This window comes from Variovorax sp. RO1, assembly GCF_002849325.1.
GTDB lineage: Bacteria > Pseudomonadota > Gammaproteobacteria > Burkholderiales > Burkholderiaceae_C > Variovorax.
This window is the reverse complement of record NZ_PKMT01000001.1, coordinates 1,102,195-1,118,514: the sequence shown is the minus strand read 5'-3', so window position 1 is coordinate 1,118,514 and position 16,320 is coordinate 1,102,195. Positions and strand designations below refer to the sequence as shown.

General features: G+C 68.4%; 19 protein-coding genes. 13 read left to right on the top strand and 6 right to left on the bottom strand.

Going from position 1 to position 16,320, the window contains the following annotated elements; all coding sequences use genetic code 11:
* Positions 1-11: 11 nt before the first annotated feature.
* The 6 genes from CY658_RS05465 to fliE all read right to left on the bottom strand — a co-directional run bounded on the left by CY658_RS05465 (position 12) and on the right by fliE (position 4,984).
* Positions 12-377 carry a flagellar protein FliT gene (locus CY658_RS05465; protein WP_225616770.1) on the bottom strand — a complete coding sequence of 122 codons (366 nt, stop codon included), beginning with the start codon at positions 375-377 and terminating at the stop codon, positions 12-14.
* A complete protein-coding gene (gene fliS, locus CY658_RS05460) occupies positions 377-796 on the bottom strand; it encodes a flagellar export chaperone FliS (protein WP_101489205.1) in 420 nt (139 codons plus the stop codon). The genes CY658_RS05465 and fliS overlap by 1 nt, the downstream gene beginning before the upstream one ends.
* A 14-nt stretch (positions 797-810) precedes the next feature.
* Positions 811-2,259 (bottom strand): flagellar filament capping protein FliD, encoded by a 1,449-nt coding sequence (fliD, locus tag CY658_RS05455; protein ID WP_101489204.1) that lies wholly within the window; start codon positions 2,257-2,259, stop codon positions 811-813.
* Between the two features lie 55 nt (positions 2,260-2,314).
* Entirely contained in the window at positions 2,315-2,677 is a 363-nt protein-coding gene (locus CY658_RS05450) for a flagellar protein FlaG (RefSeq protein WP_101489203.1), read from the bottom strand.
* Between the two features lie 169 nt (positions 2,678-2,846).
* Positions 2,847-4,499, bottom strand: a complete 1,653-nt coding sequence (locus CY658_RS05445; RefSeq protein WP_101489202.1) for a flagellin N-terminal helical domain-containing protein — start codon at positions 4,497-4,499, stop codon at positions 2,847-2,849.
* A 164-nt stretch (positions 4,500-4,663) separates the two neighbouring features.
* Positions 4,664-4,984: a flagellar hook-basal body complex protein FliE gene (gene fliE, locus CY658_RS05440; RefSeq protein ID WP_101489201.1), complete on the bottom strand. Its 321-nt coding sequence runs from the start codon at positions 4,982-4,984 to the stop codon at positions 4,664-4,666.
* A gap of 282 nt (positions 4,985-5,266) precedes the next feature.
* Between fliE and fliF the strand changes: the two genes are divergently transcribed.
* The 13 genes from fliF (at position 5,267) to fliR (ending at position 16,307) form a co-directional block, all read left to right on the top strand.
* On the top strand, positions 5,267-6,952 hold the full coding sequence (gene fliF / locus CY658_RS05435; RefSeq protein WP_101489200.1) for a flagellar basal-body MS-ring/collar protein FliF: 1,686 nt from the start codon (positions 5,267-5,269) through the stop codon (positions 6,950-6,952).
* Positions 6,945-7,946, top strand: a complete 1,002-nt coding sequence (gene fliG, locus CY658_RS05430) for a flagellar motor switch protein FliG (protein ID WP_062469343.1) — start codon at positions 6,945-6,947, stop codon at positions 7,944-7,946. The genes fliF and fliG overlap by 8 nt, the downstream gene beginning before the upstream one ends.
* A complete protein-coding gene (fliH, locus tag CY658_RS05425; protein ID WP_101489199.1) occupies positions 7,933-8,697 on the top strand; it encodes a flagellar assembly protein FliH in 765 nt (254 codons plus the stop codon). Before fliG ends, fliH begins: the two co-directional genes overlap by 14 nt.
* Positions 8,663-10,126 carry a flagellar protein export ATPase FliI gene (fliI, locus tag CY658_RS05420; protein WP_374221087.1) on the top strand — a complete coding sequence of 488 codons (1,464 nt, stop codon included), beginning with the start codon at positions 8,663-8,665 and terminating at the stop codon, positions 10,124-10,126. The genes fliH and fliI overlap by 35 nt, the downstream gene beginning before the upstream one ends.
* Complete coding sequence (gene fliJ, locus CY658_RS05415) at positions 10,123-10,581, top strand: flagellar export protein FliJ (RefSeq protein WP_101489198.1); 459 nt, start codon at positions 10,123-10,125, stop codon at positions 10,579-10,581. Before fliI ends, fliJ begins: the two co-directional genes overlap by 4 nt.
* Before the next feature lie 19 nt (positions 10,582-10,600).
* Complete coding sequence (locus CY658_RS05410) at positions 10,601-11,926, top strand: flagellar hook-length control protein FliK (RefSeq protein ID WP_101489197.1); 1,326 nt, start codon at positions 10,601-10,603, stop codon at positions 11,924-11,926.
* A 118-nt stretch (positions 11,927-12,044) separates the two neighbouring features.
* Positions 12,045-12,560 carry a flagellar basal body-associated protein FliL gene (gene fliL, locus CY658_RS05405; RefSeq protein ID WP_101489196.1) on the top strand — a complete coding sequence of 172 codons (516 nt, stop codon included), beginning with the start codon at positions 12,045-12,047 and terminating at the stop codon, positions 12,558-12,560.
* Positions 12,561-12,590: 30 nt separating this feature from the next.
* Positions 12,591-13,592, top strand: a complete 1,002-nt coding sequence (gene fliM, locus CY658_RS05400; protein WP_101489195.1) for a flagellar motor switch protein FliM — start codon at positions 12,591-12,593, stop codon at positions 13,590-13,592.
* Complete coding sequence (gene fliN / locus CY658_RS05395) at positions 13,585-14,013, top strand: flagellar motor switch protein FliN (protein ID WP_101489194.1); 429 nt, start codon at positions 13,585-13,587, stop codon at positions 14,011-14,013. The genes fliM and fliN overlap by 8 nt, the downstream gene beginning before the upstream one ends.
* Entirely contained in the window at positions 14,010-14,492 is a 483-nt protein-coding gene (fliO, locus tag CY658_RS05390; protein ID WP_101489193.1) for a flagellar biosynthetic protein FliO, read from the top strand. The genes fliN and fliO overlap by 4 nt, the downstream gene beginning before the upstream one ends.
* Before the next feature lie 23 nt (positions 14,493-14,515).
* The gene (gene fliP, locus CY658_RS05385; protein ID WP_370680129.1) at positions 14,516-15,247 is read left to right on the top strand and encodes a flagellar type III secretion system pore protein FliP; all 732 of its coding nucleotides are present in this window, start codon (positions 14,516-14,518) and stop codon (positions 15,245-15,247) included.
* Positions 15,244-15,513, top strand: coding sequence for a flagellar biosynthesis protein FliQ (gene fliQ / locus CY658_RS05380; protein WP_099792007.1), 270 nt, complete (start codon positions 15,244-15,246; stop codon positions 15,511-15,513). Before fliP ends, fliQ begins: the two co-directional genes overlap by 4 nt.
* Positions 15,510-16,307: a flagellar biosynthetic protein FliR gene (gene fliR / locus CY658_RS05375; RefSeq protein WP_101489192.1), complete on the top strand. Its 798-nt coding sequence runs from the start codon at positions 15,510-15,512 to the stop codon at positions 16,305-16,307. Before fliQ ends, fliR begins: the two co-directional genes overlap by 4 nt.
* Positions 16,308-16,320 lie beyond the last annotated feature (13 nt).

Here is a 16,320-nt window from a genome sequence, read left to right as displayed (position 1 = left end):
GTCGGTTCGCGTCAGTGCGCGAGGCCGTAGGCCTTGCCCAGGTTCTTCTGGTGGTTCAGCGAATCCATGCGGCGGATCAGGTCGTCGAGCTGCGGCTTGATGAGCCCCGACAGCTCGGCCTGCTCGGTGCAGATGCGCTCGAGCAGGCGCAGCACGAGGTCGCGCTGTGCGGGCTCCAGCGACGCCAGCGGCTGGATCGCCTTCAGGCGCTCGACCGACGCCGAACACCGCGCCTCCAGCTCGGGCAGTTGCCCCCAATCCTTTGCACGGGCCAGCGCCAGCATCGTCGAGATGCACGCGGCCAGCTGCTCGTAGCAATGAACGATCTCGCTGCGCACGGCCATCTGTTCCTGCCCCCAGGTCACGCTCTGCATCATCAGTTGGAAGGCCTGTCGTCGATCTCCCGCCAAGCGGAAGCCAGGTGGTCGAGCAGGCGGTCGGCCTCGTCCAGCGCCTGCACGTCGTTGCGCAGGTTGGCCAGCAGCAGGCGTTGCACGACGTAGTCGTACAGCGACGACAGGTTGCCGACGATTTGGGTGCCGGCCTCGCCGGCCGCTTCGGCGTCGAGGCTGGCCTTCAGGCCGTTGTCGACGATGTTGATCGCCTTCGAAATCGCCTGCCCTTTGGCGCCGATGTCGCCGGCTGCCATGTGCAGGCGCGCCGCGCCGATGGCGGTCTTCGCGCCGTCGAACAGCATGTGAATGAGCTGCAGCGGCGACGCGCTCATGGCGCGCGTCTCGATGCCGACGCGCGCGTAGACGCCGGCGCCGGTGCGGGAGTGGTGAGAGCTGTACATGGGGTGTCCTGTCCTCAGCCCTTGCTGGCGTTCATCGCGTCGAACTGCTGCGCGAGGTATTTCAGCGTGTTGTTCATGCTGCTCATCGCCACGTCCAGCTGCACGAACTGCTTGCGGTAGCGCTCCACGGTCGCGTCGGCGCGCTCCTTCATCGCGGTGTACTGGGTGTCGAGCTGCTTGAGCGAGGTCGTCACGCCGTCGGTGGCGGCCTTGAGCGCGCCCTTGCTGCCCGTGAGGTCGTCGATCACCGCGGTCAGCTGCTTGCCGTAGCCGGTGGTGCTGCCGGTGCCGCTGGCAAAGAGCTTCGACACGCCTTCCAGGTTGGTGTCGATCGCCTTGTCGAGCTTGTCGTTGTCGATGGCCAGCGTGCCGTCCTTCTGGAACGAGATGCCGATCGACGTGAGCACCTTCAGGTCGTTCGCACCGCCGGGCTGCGGGCTCGTGAGCGCTTGGCGGATGCGCGTCTGCAGGTTGCGCAAGGTCGAGTCACCCACCAGCGGCGCGGCCGTCTCGGCTTCGGCGTCGAAGGCCGTGAGTGACTTCGCGGTGCTCTGCAGCGCGTTGTAGGCCTTCACGAAATCGGTGATGGCCGTCTTCACCGCCGTCGTGCTGGCCTTCATCACGAGGTTGAGCTTGCCCGTCTGCACCAGCGTGAGCGTGGTGCCCTGGATGGCGTCGGTCACCGAGTTGGTCGTGCTGGTGACAGCGATGCCGTTGACGGTGAGCTTCGCGTTCTGCGCCGCCGCGGTCTGCTGCAGGTTCTGCGTGCCGGCGGGGTCGTTGTTCAGCAGGTTCTGCAGCGCGGCGTCGCCGTCCACCGAGATGCGCATGGCCGAGGTTTCGCCGGTCTGCGTGGAGGTGAGCACCAGCCGGTTGGGCGTGCCGCTGCCGTCGTTCACGATGGTGGCCGAGACGCCCGCGTTGGCCGCGTTGATCGCATCGCGGATGCCGCCCAGCGTGTTGTTGCTGGCGTCGATGGTGATCGGCTTGGCCGCGCGTGTCGTGTCCTTGTCGAAGGTGGCACCGGTGTACTGCCCGGTCACCGGGTCGAGTGTGCCGCCGGACACCTTGCCGAAGTCGATGGTGATCTTGCCGCTGCCGATCGACGTGGTGGTGTTGGCCTGGCCCTTCGCGATGACCGACTGCGCCTGCGCGAGCTGCGAGATGTCGATGGCATAGGTGCCTGCCGAACGCGGGTCGGTGCCGCTGGCGGCCAGGATGCCGCTCACGCTCGGCGTGCCGGTGATGGCCTGGAACAGCGCCGGGTCGCCCAGCTTCTTGGCGGCAGACTGGATACCGGTGAGCGCGCTTTGCAATGTGCCGTAGGCCGAGAGCTTGCTGTTGTAGCTGGTCTGCTTGGCCTTCAGGGCCACGAGCGGCTGGTTTTCTGCCGTCTGCAGCTGGGTCAGCAAAGCGCCCAGGTCAAGGTTGGCGCCAACGCCGATGCTGCTGATCGATGCCATGTCGAGGGTGTCCTGAAAAGCGGATGAAATGAAGAGGTCTGGAAGAAACGCGCCGTCAGGCCTGCTGGCTCACGAGCAGTCCGGCCTGCTGGTCCATGACCTTGGCGATGCGAACGACCTCTTCGGTCGGAATCTGGCGAATGACTTCGCCGTTGCTGCGGTCGACCACCTTGACGATGAGCTTGTCGGTGTCGCGGTCGACCTCGAACTGCAGGCTGATCGAACGGCTTTCGAGCGACGCGTTGACGGACTTCACCGCCATCTCGATCTGCACCGGCGTCGCCTCTTCGACCTCGGCCTTGCGCAGTGCGGCGGCCTCGGCGGCAGCAGTAGCAGCAGCGCCGGTGCGGCCGGCGAGCAGTTGCTGCAGCCAGGGGCTTTCTGTCGCGGCAGAGGCGGCGGGTACGGGCTGGGACATGGTCTGCGTTCCGTTTCTTCTTCTGGTGTTCGTTGTCCTGTGCGGCCTCGCCAACAACGTGGCCGCACAGGACAACGCAGGCAGCTTCGGGTGTCCCCGAAGGCCTGCGAGCAAAAAACAAAGACACCGGGCGCCACCCTCGTGAGGCGCGCCCGGCGGTCTTCGCGAATTAACGCAGCAGCGAGAGCACGCCTTGCGTCGTCTGGTTCGCCTGCGCCAGCACCGAGGTACCGGCCTGTTGCAGGATCTGCGCGCGCGTCATGTTCGACACTTCCACGGCGTAGTCCGCGTCTTCGATGCGCGAACGCGACGACGACAGGTTGGAGATCGTGGTGCCGAGGTTGGCGATCACCGAGTCGAAACGGTTCTGCACCGCACCCAGCGACGAGCGCAGCTGGTCGACCTTCGACAGGGCAGCGTCCAGGGCCTTGAGTGGGTCGGTCGTTGCCGTGGTGTTGCTGACCGTCTTGGTGGTCAGGGCGCCGGTCTTCGTGGCGTCTGCGTAGACGGTGTTGGCCTTGCTGTCGGTCACGGCGCCGTTTTCGTGCATCGTGATCGTTTCCGACGTGGCGGCGCCAATGGCACCGCTGATGTCGACGAACTGCGCAGCGGCAGCGGCACCCGTCACCGCGCCGTTGACGGCCACGCTGAAGGGAGCGGTGGCGCCACCGGCGCCGTCGATGTCGATCGCAGCGACAGCCGCGAACGAGTTGACGCGGGCATTGACCGTCGCAGCGGCCACGGGCTCGCTCTTGACGTCCATCGTGCCTGCGACAGCCGTGGCCGTGAACACGGCGCCGGTGTTGTTGATCTTGATCGTGTCGCCAGCGGTGTCCATCGCCGTGGTCAGCGACGCAACGGTTGCGAGCACGGCGGTGCCGCCGTTGTCCGTGGCCGTCAGGTTGCCGTCGGTGGCGTCGACGTACAGGGTCGAGCCATCGGCGGCGGTGATGCCACCCGAGCTGTCGATCTTGACGTCCGTCGCCTTGCCGCCGAGGGTCACGGTCGCGGACAGGCTCTGACCAGCCGGTGCCTTCAGCGAATCCGTCAGCGCGGCGCCGGTGCGGCCCGTTTCAGCCAGCGTGTAGCTCTTCGAAGAAGCGCTGTAGGTGTAGGTGGCCGCACCGATGGCGACCGTGCCCTTGTCCTGCATCTTGCCGAGCACGTCGTTGGCCGTGGCAGCCACGGTGTTCTTCGTGTATGCGGTGTTGCCGTTGGTGGTGGCACCCTTGGCCCAGCCGGCGACCAGCAGGTCGGCTTCGGTGGCGGCCTTGTTGGTGGCGCCCTTGCCGTTCACGTTGAAGTTGTCCAGGCCCAGGGTCTTGGCGCTGATTTCCTTCAGGTCGATGTCGATGGTTTCACCATCGTTCGCGCCCACTTGCACCGTCAGCTTGCCGGCGTCGGCCGACAGGACCTTCACGCCGTTGAACTGGGTCTGTTCCGAGACGCGGTTGATTTCGTCCAAGCGCTGGCCGATTTCCGACTGGATCGAGTCCAGGTCGGTGGCCGAGTTGGTGCCGGTGGCGGCTTGCACCGACAGATCGCGGATGCGCTGCAGGTTGTTGTTGACTTCGGTCAGCGCGCCTTCGGTCGTCTGGGCGATCGAGATGCCGTCGTTGGCGTTGCGCGAAGCTTGCGTCAGGCCCTTGATGTTGGCGGTGAAGCGGTTGGCGATGGCCTGGCCGGCCGCGTCGTCCTTGGCGCTGTTGATGCGCATACCGGAAGACAGGCGCTCGATGGCCGTGTTCAGTGCCGATTGCGACTTGTTGAGGTTGTTCTGCGTGAGAAGAGAAAGGCTGTTCGTATTGATGACTTGCGCCATGTTCGACTCCTGATTGACAAAAGGTTGTGGACTCCGGCCATCGGCCGTAACGCTGGACCCGCTTCCACGGTGAGACTCAAGCCATCGTTGAAGGGGATATCGGCGGGTGTCCGCAAACCTTTAGGGCGACGACGAAAAAAGTTTGACGTCGCCACCCTGCCTCGTCATGCCTGCATGCTCATGATTTCCTGATAAGCCGACACCAGCCGGTTGCGCACCTGCAGCCCGGTCTGGAACGCCACGTTGGCCTTCTGCAGGTCGACCATCACGTCGTTGAGTGCCACGCCGGGCTTGCCCAGCTCGAACGATTCGGCCTGCGCATAGGCCTGCTGCTGCGCGCCGCTGATGTTGGCGAGCGAGCGCTGCAGCTCGGCCGCGAAGCTGCCCGCGCCAGCCGGCGCAGAGGTCGCAGGCCCCATGCCGCTGGCGAGCGCGGTGGCGCGCATCTGCTGCAAAACGGATTCGATGGCATTGATGGAGGACATGGGGAAAAGTTCACTTCCAGCTGACTTGACACGGAGCGCGCGAGCGCCCCAACCGGCAGGCAGCGTACCAAGGGACAACCCCGATTCAAACGCGCAACTGAGGGCAAAACCCCCGGCTGTTCGACCGATCGAATTTGGGGGTGCCTGCTGAAAATCGTTCGCGAAACGAACAGGCCTTGGCCGAGATCGCCGGCCCCCTGGAATGACATCCCCCTACCGAATCCTCTCTCTCACCCCGGCGCCGGCCCTGTACGGCGCGACGGCCGCAGCGAAGGCGCGCCGATGAGCACGGCCGCGCCCACGGGCAGCCTGCCGGCGGGCGGCAACGGCCTGCCTCCGATGCTGGAGCGCATGCGCGCGCAACCGCGCCTGCCGCTGATCATCGGCGCCGCGGCGCTGGTGACGGTGCTGGCCGCAGCCCTGCTGTGGAGCCGCGGCCCCGACTACAAGGTGCTCTACACCAACGTGTCGGACCGCGACGGCGGCGCGATCATCGCGTCGCTGCAGCAGATGAACGTGCCCTACAAGTTCGCCGAGGGCGGCGGCGCGATCCTCATCGCGGGCGACAAGGTCGCCGAAACGCGCCTGAAGCTCGCAGCGCAGGGGCTGCCCAAGGCCGGCGGCGTGGGCTTCGAACTGATGGACAACCAGAAGTTCGGCACCAGCCAGTTCGCCGAGCAGGTCAACTACCAGCGCGGGCTCGAAGGCGAGCTGGCGCGCTCCATCGAATCGATCGGCACCATCGAAGCGGCGCGCGTGCACCTGGCGCTGCCCAAGCCGTCGCTGTTCGTGCGCGACCAGAAGAAGCCTTCGGCCTCGGTGGTGCTCACGCTGATGCGCGGGCGCAGCATCGACGAGGGCCAGGTGAGCGCCATCGTGCACATGGTGTCCAGCAGCGTGCCCGACCTGGACGCCAAGAACGTGACGGTGGTCGACCAGCGCGGCAACCTGCTGTCGTCGGCGCGCGGCACCAGCCAGGGGCTGGACGTGAGCCAGCTCAAATACGCGCAGGAGATCGAGCAGGGCTACGTGCGCCGCATCGAAGCCATTCTTCAGCCGCTGGTGGGTGCGAGCAATGTGCGCGCGCAGGTCGCGGCCGACATCGACTTCTCGGTGGTGGAGCACACCGACGAAAAGTACAAGCCCAACCAGGACCCGACGCAGGCCGCGATCCGCAGCCAGCAATCGAGCGAATCGGCACAGCAGAACGGCGCACCGCCGGGCGGCGTGCCGGGCGCGCTGTCGAACCAGCCGCCGGTGAACCCGGCGGCGCCGATCACTGCGCCCAGGCCACCGAACGCACCGGGCGCGCCGAACACGCCCGCCGTGCCCGCCGCTGCACCAGCCGGTCCGAGCAACACACGCAAGGACGTCACGACCAACTACGAACTCGACCGCACCATCCGCCACGTGCAGCAGGCCGCCGGCGGCGTGAAGCGCCTGTCGGTCGCCGTGGTGGTGAACCACCGCGACACGGTCGATGCCGCGGGCAAGGCCGGCACCCACGCCCTCACGCCGGCCGAGCTGGAGCAGATCCGCAACCTCGCGAAGGAAGCGATGGGCTTCAGCACCGAGCGCGGCGACTCACTCAACGTGGTCAACAGCGCCTTCGCCCGCGACGCCGAGGCCGGCCCCGCGCCCGAGCTGCCGTTCTGGCGCGACCGCGACAACCTCGCGCTCGGCAAGGCGCTGGGCCCGTACCTGCTCATCGGCCTGCTCGCGCTGTTCGCATGGTTCGCCGTGGTGCGTCCGCTGATGCGCCGGCACCTGGCGCCGCTGCCGCCCGCACAACCTGCGACGCCCGTGGCCGCTGACGCCGCCGCGCCTTCCGCAGAACCCGAAGAAACACTGCAGCAGCGCGAGTCCACACGCCAGAAGGCCGACATGGACTACGCCCAGCAGACTGCCGACAAGGACCCCAAGCTCGTGGCCGCCCTGATCCAGCACTGGATGCACACCAATGACTAGCAGCGAGGCAGGAACCCGCAAGAGCGCCATCCTGCTCATGGCGCTGGGCGAAGACCGTGCCGCCGCCGCGCTGCACCTGCTGCCCACCTCCGAGGTGCAGGCGCTGGGCCTGGCCATGTCGAAGCTCAGCGCAGTCTCACGCGACGAGCTGGCCTCGGTGCTGGCCGAGTTCCGCCAGGAGACCGAACAACTGTCGGCACTGCACCTGGGCTCGACCAGCTACATCCGCGCCGTGCTCAAGAAGGCGCTCGGCGACGACCGTGCCAGCAACCTGCTCGAAGACATCCTTCAGCCCGACGAGCCGCACGGCGGCATCGAGCGGCTGAACGAACTCGAGGCCGGCGAGGTGGCCGAACTCATCCGCGACGAGCACCCGCAGATCCTTGCGACGCTGCTGGTGCACCTGGACCGCATGAAGGCGTCGGAGGTGCTCGAGAAGCTGCCCGCGCGCCTGCGCCACGACGTGATCATGCGCGTGGCCACCTTCGGCGGCGTGCAGCCGTCGGCGCTCAACGAGCTGACCGAGGTGCTGACCGAAATGCTCGCGGGCCAGGGCCTGCGCCGCAGCCGCCTGGGCGGCGTGCGCACTGCGGCCGAGATCGTCAACCTGATGAGCACCACGGTGGAAGAAGAAGCCATTGCCCACGTGCGCGAGCAGGACGAGGCGCTGGCCCAACGCATCGTCGACGAGATGTTCGTGTTCGAGAACCTGCTGGGCCTGGAAGACCGCAGCATCCAGCGCCTGCTCAAGGACATCGAGTCCGACTCGCTCATCATCGCGCTCAAGGGCGCACCGCTGGAGCTGCGCGACAAGTTCCTCAGCAACATGTCGCAGCGCGCGGCAGAAACGCTGCGCGAGGACATGGAGCTGCGCGGCCCCGTGCGCGTGTCGCAGGTCGAGACCGAGCAGAAGGCCATCCTGCAGGTGGCGCGCCGGCTGGCGGACGCCGGCGAAATCGTGATCGCGGCGCCTGGCACCGATGACTTCGTCTGACCCCGGCGCCTTCGGAGGCTCGCGCGAGCGCCTCGCCGCCATCCACGCCGCCGCGCGCCAGGCGGGTGCCGGCACGCCCGCGCTCTCGGCGTGGGAGCGCTGGGAGATGGGCACGCTCGATGGCAAGGCGCCGTCGGGCACCGCCCTCTCGCGCCAGACAGCCCAACGCCCTGCACCGCCGCCTGCGCCCGCAGCGCCCAAAGTCGACCTCGCCGAGCTGGCCCGCATCCGCAAGGAAGCGCGTGCCGCAGGCGAAGCCGAGGGCCGCGCCGCCGGGCTGGCCGAAGGCCGACAGGTCGGCCACACCGAAGGCCTGGCCACCGGCCTCGCCGCCGCCAGCGTGCACGCCGAACGCCTGCGCGCATTGGTCCGCTCGCTGCCCGAGGCATTGCGCGGCGCCGAAGCCGAACTGGCCGAGACCGTGCTGGCCCTCGCGCTCGACGTGGCGCGCCAGGTCGTGCACCGCACCTACCAGGCCGAGCCCGAGTGGGTGCTGCCGCTGGTGCGCGACCTGCTGCACGCCGAACCCGCGCTGCGCGGCGAACCGCGCCTGCTGCTGCACCCCGACGACATCGCGCTGGTGAAGAACAGCCTGGGCAGCGAGATCGAGGCGGCCGGCTGGCAACTGCGCGCCGACGACAGCCTGGCACGCGGTGGTTGCCGCGTGCAGTCGGCCACGGGCGAGCTGGACGCCAGCCTGGCCACGCGCTGGGCGCATGTGGGTGCGGCGCTGCATGGCGACGCCCCCTGAGCCGATGCAGACCGCCGACACCAATCCTCATCTGAACAGCGTGCGGGCCGCGCTGGAGCAGGCGCGCGCCGACGTCGCCCGCTGCACGACCACGACCGCCTCGGGCCGCCTCACGCGCGCCGTCGGCCTCGTGCTCGAAGCCGTGGGCCTGCAGCTGCCCGTGGGCAGCGACTGCCTCATCGAGCTGCCGCCCGGCCATCCGCAGCGGCATGCCGAAGCCGAAGTGGTGGGCTTCGCAGGCGACCGTCTTTTCCTCATGTCGCAGACCGAAGTGGCGGGCCTGCTGCCCGGTGCGCGCATGTTCGCACGGCCGGGTCTGCGCGAACCCGACGCGACCGGCGACGCGCACACCAAACGCCTGCCCGTGGGCGAAGGCATGCTCGGCCGCGTGGTCGATGCGGCCGGCCGCCCGCTCGACGGGCTCGGCCCGCTCGACGTGGCGCGCCAGGTGCCGCTCGCAGCGCCGCCGATCAACCCGCTGTCGCGCGCGGCCATCGACTCGGTGCTCGACGTGGGCGTGCGCGCCATCAACGCGATGCTCACCGTCGGCCGCGGCCAGCGCATGGGCCTGTTTGCCGGCTCGGGCGTGGGCAAGAGCGTGCTGCTGGGCATGATGGCCCGCTACACCAGCGCCGAAGTGATCGTGGTCGGCCTCATCGGCGAGCGCGGGCGCGAGGTGAAGGACTTCATCGAGAACACGCTGGGCGAAGAGGGCCTGGCCCGCGCGGTGGTCGTGGCCGCGCCGGCCGACAACTCGCCGCTGCTGCGCCTGCAGGGCGCGGCCTATGCCACCTGCCTGGCCGAGTACTTTCGCGACCAGGGCAAGGACGTGCTGCTCATCATGGATTCGCTCACGCGCTATGCGATGGCGCAGCGCGAGATCGCGCTGGCCGTGGGCGAACCGCCTGCCACCAAGGGCTACCCGCCTTCGGTGTTCGCACGGCTGCCCGCACTGGTCGAACGCGCCGGCAACGGCGCGCGCGACGCGCAGGGGCGCGGCGGCTCGATCACGGCCTTCTACACCGTGCTGTCCGAAGGCGACGACCAGCAGGACCCGATCGCCGATTCGGCGCGCGCGATTCTCGATGGCCACATCGTGCTCTCGCGCACGCTGGCCGAGGCCGGGCACTACCCGGCCATCGACATCGAGGCGTCGATCAGCCGCGCGATGACGTCGCTGATTCCGTCCACGCAGTTCGACACCGTGCGCCGCTTCAAGCAGATGCTGTCGCGCTACCAGCGCAACCGCGACCTGATCAGCGTGGGCGCGTATGCGCCCGGGCACGACCTGCAGCTGGACCAGGCGATCGCGATGTACCCGCGCATCGAGGCCTTTCTGCAGCAGTCGATGCACGAACGCACCGGCTACGAGGAGGCCATCGCCCACATGGACAGCCTGTTCACCACCCCATCTCACGGACGCCCATGAGCAGCAGCAAGCTCCCCCTCGGCATGCTCATCGACCTGGCGCAGAGCCAGACCGACGACGCCGCGCGCCGACTGGGCGCACTGCAAAGCGCGCACCTGAGCGCGCAGCAGAAGCTCGATCTGCTGCTGCAATACCGCCAGGACTACCACGCGCAGCTCGACGCGCTGATGCGCGGCGGCCTGCCGTCGTCGCAGTGGCGCAACTACCGTAACTTTCTCGGCACGCTCGACCACGCGATCGCACAGCAGCGCGCCATCGCCGAGCGGGCCGGGCACCAGCTCGATCGGGGCCGCACCGACTGGCAGCGCGAGAAGCGCCGCCTCAGCTCGTTCGACACGCTGGCCGATCGCGTGCGCACGCAGGAGCTGATGGCCCAGGCCAAGCGCGAACAGCGCGACAGCGACGAACGCGCCGCCCGCCAGTTCTTCGACCGCGCCTCGCACCCCACCCACTGAATCTCCTCCAGGAACCGACATGCCTCCCATGATCCCACCGTCCGTCACGCCTGCCGCCACCTCGCCGGTGGCGCAGGCCGGCGCACGTGGCCGCAGCAGCGCCGACGAGACGCAGGGCCGCGCGTTCGGTGCTGCGCTGGAGCGTTCGCGCGCGAGCCAGGCCGAGAAGACATCGGATGCCGACACCGTGGTCGCAGATGCCAAGCCGGCGCGCAAGACCGAGCTTGCGGAAGAACTGCGGGATGCGCAGCCTGCGGAACCGGATCTCGCTTTCCTCGCTGCGGCTGTCACGCCGCAACAAGCGTTGACTCTTGCGGGACGCGCCACCACGCAGAGCAGCGGTGCGCCAGAAACTGTCCTGACGCCCGATGCGCAAGTCGCCCAGCCTGCGGGCCCGGCTCGCCCGAGCAGCGACGCAGCAACCGCGCCCGAGCCAGCCCTCGCCACTGGAGACGCTTCCACTCCCACGGCAACCGCCGCCGCGCAGAGCGCAGCGCCCGAAGCCGACAACGCAGCCCCACCCTCGCTGTACGAGATCGTGCGCGCCGCGGTGGCCGCGCAGCCGATGGCTGTCGATGGAAAGAAGCCGGCTGCTGCACCTGCAGGCCCACCCGTCGGCACCGCCGCACCGGGCCGCGCAGGCGCACCGCGCACCGTGAGCACCACCACCACCGAACAACTCGCAGCCGCTGCGCAAGCCCAGCCCGCTGGCGACGCGAAGCCCGTGACAGCAGAAACCGCACCTGTCGCCGCAGTGCCCGCCACCGCTTCAAGCGACGACGCGGCAACCCCCGCAGCTTCTTTCGCACTTCAACAACCCGCCGCCGCTTCCACCGAACGCACGGCCGAGAGCCCCGCCGCACGTCCCCTCGTGCATACGCTCGCCCCCGAAGTCGGCAGCGAGAAATGGGCACCCGCGCTCGGCCAGCAGCTCGCGCGCATGAGCCTCACCGGCACGCACACGGCCGAGCTGAACCTCAACCCCGCAGGCCTCGGCCCGCTGAAGGTCACGCTGTCGATCGGCGAGCACCAGGCGCAGGCCGCGTTCGTGTCGGCGCACGAGAGCGTGCGCAAGGCCGTCGAGGCTGCGCTGCCGCAGCTGCGCACCAGCCTGTCGGAGCAGGGCATCACGCTGGGCCAGACCTCGGTCGGCGCGGACACGCGCGCACCGTTCGGCCAGGACGCCGCGTTCGCGCAGCAACAGCAGCAGCAACAACACCAGCGACAGGGCGCGTGGCGACCGCAGGGCACAGCCGCCGCAACCGACATCGCCCGCACGACCACGGCAGCACCCCGCCCCGTTGCCACCCCACGCACGGGCCCGGGCGTCGACACCTTCGCCTGAAACCGCCCCCGCCCGCCTCTCGCAATGAACGGATGTGAAGCGCCTTTGTGCGCTTGTTCGGCCGTTCGCTCGCGGGGGACTTCGCAAAGAATAGATCGGACCCGTCCACCGTTTCACCATGGCTACCTCTTCTCCTGCCGCCACCGCGGCTGCGTCGGTCGCGACCGACCCGCCGGCCTCGCGCCGCACCTCGAAACTGCTGATCGGATGTGTGGCCGCCCTCGGCCTGGCCGCGGCCGGCGCGGCTGCGTACGTCTTCGTGCTTCCCCGCTTCAACGACCACGCCGCCGCCGAGACGGCCAAGGCGCCGGTGCCCGAGAAGCCCATCTTCCTCATGCTGGAGCCGCTGACCGTCAACCTGCAGTCCGAAGGCCGCTCGCGCTTCCTGCAGATCGGCTTGGCGCTGAAGCTGCGCGACGAGCAGGCCAAGACGCAGATCGTGGAGTTCATGCCCGAGCTGCGCAGCCGCCTGCTGGTGCTGCTGTCGAACCGCCCGCCCGAATCGCTGGTCACGTCGGAAGACAAGGCCCGGCTGGCCACGGAGATTCACAGCGCCCTGAACGCACCGCTGGCCGAGGGCCTGCCCGAGCTGGGCATTGCGAGCGTGTCCTTCAACTTCTTCGTCGTGCAGTGACGACGATGCCCGTTTGCGGACCCGCGATCCATGGCGTATGAACAGGTGCTCTCCCAGGACGAGGTCGATGCGCTGCTGCAGGGCGTCACCGGCGGCGACCTCGACCAGGCCGCCGCGCCCGCGCCGCCGCCCGACGGCTTGCCGGCCTACGACCTCGGTGCGCCCGACCGCGTGGTGCGCAACCGCATGCACACGCTGGAGGTCATCAACGACCGCTTCGCGCGCGGCCTGCGCAGCGCGCTGCTGAACTTCATGCGCCGCAGCCCCGACATCTCGGTCGGGCCGGTACAGATCCAGCAGTTCGGCGAGTTCGTGCGGCACCTGCCGGTGCCCGCGAACATCAACATGATCCACATGAAGCCACTGCGCGGCACCGCGCTCTTCGTGTTCGACCCGAAGCTCGTGTTCCTCGTGGTGGACAACCTGTTCGGCAGCGACGGGCGCTACCACGTGCGCGTGGAAGGGCGCGACTTCACGCGCACCGAGCAACGCATCATCAAGCGCCTGCTCGACCTGTCGCTGCAGTGCTACGGCGACGCGTGGCAGCCCGTGTTCCCGCTGGCCTTCGACTACGTGCGCGCCGAGATGCACGGCAAGCTCGCCAACATCGTCGCGCCCAACGAGGTGGTGATCAACACCACGCTGCAGATCGAGTTCGGCCCCATCGGCGGTTTTCTGCACGTGTGCCTGCCCTACTCGATGATCGAGCCGATCCGCGACCTGCTGTCCAACCCGATCCAGGACGAGGTCGAGGTCGACAAGCGCTGGGTCACGCAGATGTCGCGCCAGATGCAGGCCGCCGACGTCGAGCTCACCGCCGACTTCGTGACCATGCCCTCGACGCTGGGCGACGTGATGAAGCTGCGCGTGGGCGACGTCATTCCCATCGAGCTGCCGTCGACGGTGGTCGCCAAGGTCGGCGGCGTGCCCGTGATGGCTTGCGGCTACGGCACCTCCAACGAGCGCTACGCCCTGCGCGTGCAACACATGATCTCCCACCAAGACAGCGATTCGAAGAACGACCATGACTGACAACACCTCTGCCGCCAGCGACGCGGACGACTGGGCCAGCGCACTGGCCGAGCAGACCGCGGCCAGCACGCCCGCACCGGAGCCGGCCGTGGCGCCGGCCACCGCGCACGTCTTCCAGCAGATCCAGGACGCACCAGCCGCTTCGTCCACCACGCCCGTGGACATCGCGCGCGTGCTCGACGTGCCGGTGCAGCTCACCGCCGAGATCGGCCGCACGCGCATCACCATCAAGAACCTGCTGCAGCTGTCGCAGGGTTCGGTGGTCGAGCTCGACGGCCTGGCTGGCCAGCCGCTGGACGTGCTGATCAACGGCTACCTCATTGCGCAAGGCGAGGTGGTGGTGGTGAACGAAAAGTACGGCATCCGCCTGACCGACATCGTCACGCCCTCCGAGCGCATGCAGAAGCTCGCGCGCGCATGAACCTGGCGCGGGCGTCTTCGCTGTTCGCGCGGGCCATCGCGCTGCTCGCACTGGGCCTGCATGCGGCCCATGCCGCGCTGCCCACCGTGCCCACGCCGGTGCGCGAAGCCGCGCCGCCGTCCGCGGTCGGCGGTGCCGGTCTGCTGCAGGCGGGCTTCGGCATGGCGGCGGTCGTCGGCCTGATCTTCCTGTGCGCGTGGCTGGCGCGGCGCTTCGGCCTGCAGCGGCTGGGCGGCGGCCAGGTGGTGAAGGTGGTGTCCACCGCCATGGTCGGTCCGCGCGAGCGCGTGGTCGTGGTGGAAGTGGCCGGCCAGTGGCTGGTGCTGGGCGTCACCGGCAGCCAGGTCAACACGCTGCACACGCTGCCGGCGCAAGCAACGCCTTCAGTTGCAACGCCCATGTCTGCACAGAACCCGATGGGCCTGTTTGCACAGAAGCTGCGCGACTCCCTCGCCGGCAAGGCCCGCACCGCCCCATGACGCGCCCTGCCCTGCACCGCGGCCTGCGCACCGCCCTGCTGTTGCTCGCCGCCACGCTGCCCGCCGCCGCGTGGACGCAGGGGCTGCCCGGCCTCACGAGCACGCCCGGCCCCGGCGGCAGCCAGACCTGGTCGCTGAGCGTGCAGACGCTGGTGCTGCTGACCTCGCTCACCTTCCTGCCCGCGCTGCTGCTGTCGATGACCAGCTTCACGCGCATCCTCATCGTGCTGGGCCTGCTGCGCACCGCCATCGGCACGCAGACCTCGCCGCCCAACCAGATCCTGGTGGGGCTGTCGCTGTTCCTCACCTTCTTCGTGATGTCGCCGGTGTTCGACAAGGCCTACACCGAGGCCTACGTGCCGTTTTCCGAGAGCAAGCTCAGCGCCGAAAAAGCATTGGAGCGCGGCATCGCGCCCTTCAAGACCTTCATGCTCAAGCAGACCCGCGAGACCGACCTGGCGCTGTTCGCGCGGCTCGCCAAGGCGCCCGAAATGCAGGGCCCCGAAGACGTGCCGCTGCGCATCCTGCTGCCGGCCTTCGTCATCAGCGAGCTGAAGACCGCGTTCCAGATCGGCTTCACCATCTTCATTCCCTTTCTCATCATCGACCTCGTGGTGGCGAGCGTGCTGATGTCGATGGGCATGATGATGGTGCCGCCCGCATCGATCGCGCTGCCCTTCAAGCTGATGCTGTTCGTGCTCGCCGACGGCTGGCAGCTGCTCATCGGCGCGCTCTCGCAGAGCTTCTATTTATGACGCCCGAAGCCGTCATGACCATGGGCCACCGGGCCATGGAAATCTCGCTGCTGCTGGGCGCGCCGCTCTTGCTGGTGGCGCTGGTGATCGGCCTGGTGGTCAGCATCTTCCAGGCGGCCACGCAGATCAACGAAGCCACGCTGTCCTTCATTCCCAAGTTGCTCGCCGTGTTCGCGACGCTGGTGATCGCCGGGCCGTGGATGCTCGACCGCATGCTCGACTACATGCGCGCCCTGTTCGCCAGCATCCCGCAGATGCTGGCGTGACGCCCTCGGTTTTCTCCGTCACCTCGGGCCAGCTCGAAGCCTGGACGGTCGCCTTCCTCTGGCCTTTTGTTCGCATGCTGGCCATGATCTCCACAGCGCCGGTATTCGGCGAGCCCTGGGTGACGCGGCAGGTGAAAGTCGGCATCGCCGCCGTGCTGACGCTGGTGATCTCGCCCACCATCGGACCGCTGCCCGCAGTGCCCGTGGTGTCGGCAGGCGGCCTCTGGATTCTTGTGCAGCAAGTGCTGATCGGCGCCGCCATGGGCTTCTCGATGCGCCTGATCTTCACCGCCGTGCTGGCCGCAGGCGAGTACATCGGCCTGCAGATGGGTTTGTCGTTCGCGTCGTTCTTCGACCCCATGAGCCACGGCAGCACGATGGTGGTGTCGCGGCTGTTGAACATGCTGGCGATGCTGATCTTCATGGCGCTCGACGGCCATCTGCTCATGCTGGAAGCGCTGGCCGCGAGCTTCCACACACTGCCCATCGCCGACGCGCCGCTGGCGGCCGGCGGCTGGATGTTCCTGGTGCTGGCGGGCGGCGACATCTTCGCGACCGGCCTGCTGCTGGCGCTGCCGCTGATCACCGCACTGCTCACACTCAACCTCGCCATGGGCATCCTGAACCGCGCCTCCCCGCAGTTCAGCATCTTCGCGGTGGGCTTTCCGCTGACGCTGCTGGCGGGGCTGGTGATGCTGCAGTTGTTGATGCCGCACTTGGCGGCGTTTCTGGAGCCGCGGTTTGCGGAGTCGCTCTCGAACATGCTGCGATTCACGCAGGGGCTGCGGCGCTGAGGGCTGGACGTCT

Coding starts and splice junctions, on each gene's coding strand:
- CY658_RS05465 (WP_225616770.1), bottom strand. CDS start 377: ATGATGCAGAGCGTGACCTGGGGGCAGGAACAGATGGCCGTGCGCAGC.
- fliS (WP_101489205.1), bottom strand. CDS start 796: ATGTACAGCTCTCACCACTCCCGCACCGGCGCCGGCGTCTACGCGCGC.
- fliD (WP_101489204.1), bottom strand. CDS start 2,259: ATGGCATCGATCAGCAGCATCGGCGTTGGCGCCAACCTTGACCTGGGC.
- CY658_RS05450 (WP_101489203.1), bottom strand. CDS start 2,677: ATGTCCCAGCCCGTACCCGCCGCCTCTGCCGCGACAGAAAGCCCCTGG.
- CY658_RS05445 (WP_101489202.1), bottom strand. CDS start 4,499: ATGGCGCAAGTCATCAATACGAACAGCCTTTCTCTTCTCACGCAGAAC.
- fliE (WP_101489201.1), bottom strand. CDS start 4,984: ATGTCCTCCATCAATGCCATCGAATCCGTTTTGCAGCAGATGCGCGCC.
- fliF (WP_101489200.1), top strand. CDS start 5,267: ATGAGCACGGCCGCGCCCACGGGCAGCCTGCCGGCGGGCGGCAACGGC.
- fliG (WP_062469343.1), top strand. CDS start 6,945: ATGACTAGCAGCGAGGCAGGAACCCGCAAGAGCGCCATCCTGCTCATG.
- fliH (WP_101489199.1), top strand. CDS start 7,933: ATGACTTCGTCTGACCCCGGCGCCTTCGGAGGCTCGCGCGAGCGCCTC.
- fliI (WP_374221087.1), top strand. CDS start 8,663: ATGTGGGTGCGGCGCTGCATGGCGACGCCCCCTGAGCCGATGCAGACC.
- fliJ (WP_101489198.1), top strand. CDS start 10,123: ATGAGCAGCAGCAAGCTCCCCCTCGGCATGCTCATCGACCTGGCGCAG.
- CY658_RS05410 (WP_101489197.1), top strand. CDS start 10,601: ATGCCTCCCATGATCCCACCGTCCGTCACGCCTGCCGCCACCTCGCCG.
- fliL (WP_101489196.1), top strand. CDS start 12,045: ATGGCTACCTCTTCTCCTGCCGCCACCGCGGCTGCGTCGGTCGCGACC.
- fliM (WP_101489195.1), top strand. CDS start 12,591: ATGGCGTATGAACAGGTGCTCTCCCAGGACGAGGTCGATGCGCTGCTG.
- fliN (WP_101489194.1), top strand. CDS start 13,585: ATGACTGACAACACCTCTGCCGCCAGCGACGCGGACGACTGGGCCAGC.
- fliO (WP_101489193.1), top strand. CDS start 14,010: ATGAACCTGGCGCGGGCGTCTTCGCTGTTCGCGCGGGCCATCGCGCTG.
- fliQ (WP_099792007.1), top strand. CDS start 15,244: ATGACGCCCGAAGCCGTCATGACCATGGGCCACCGGGCCATGGAAATC.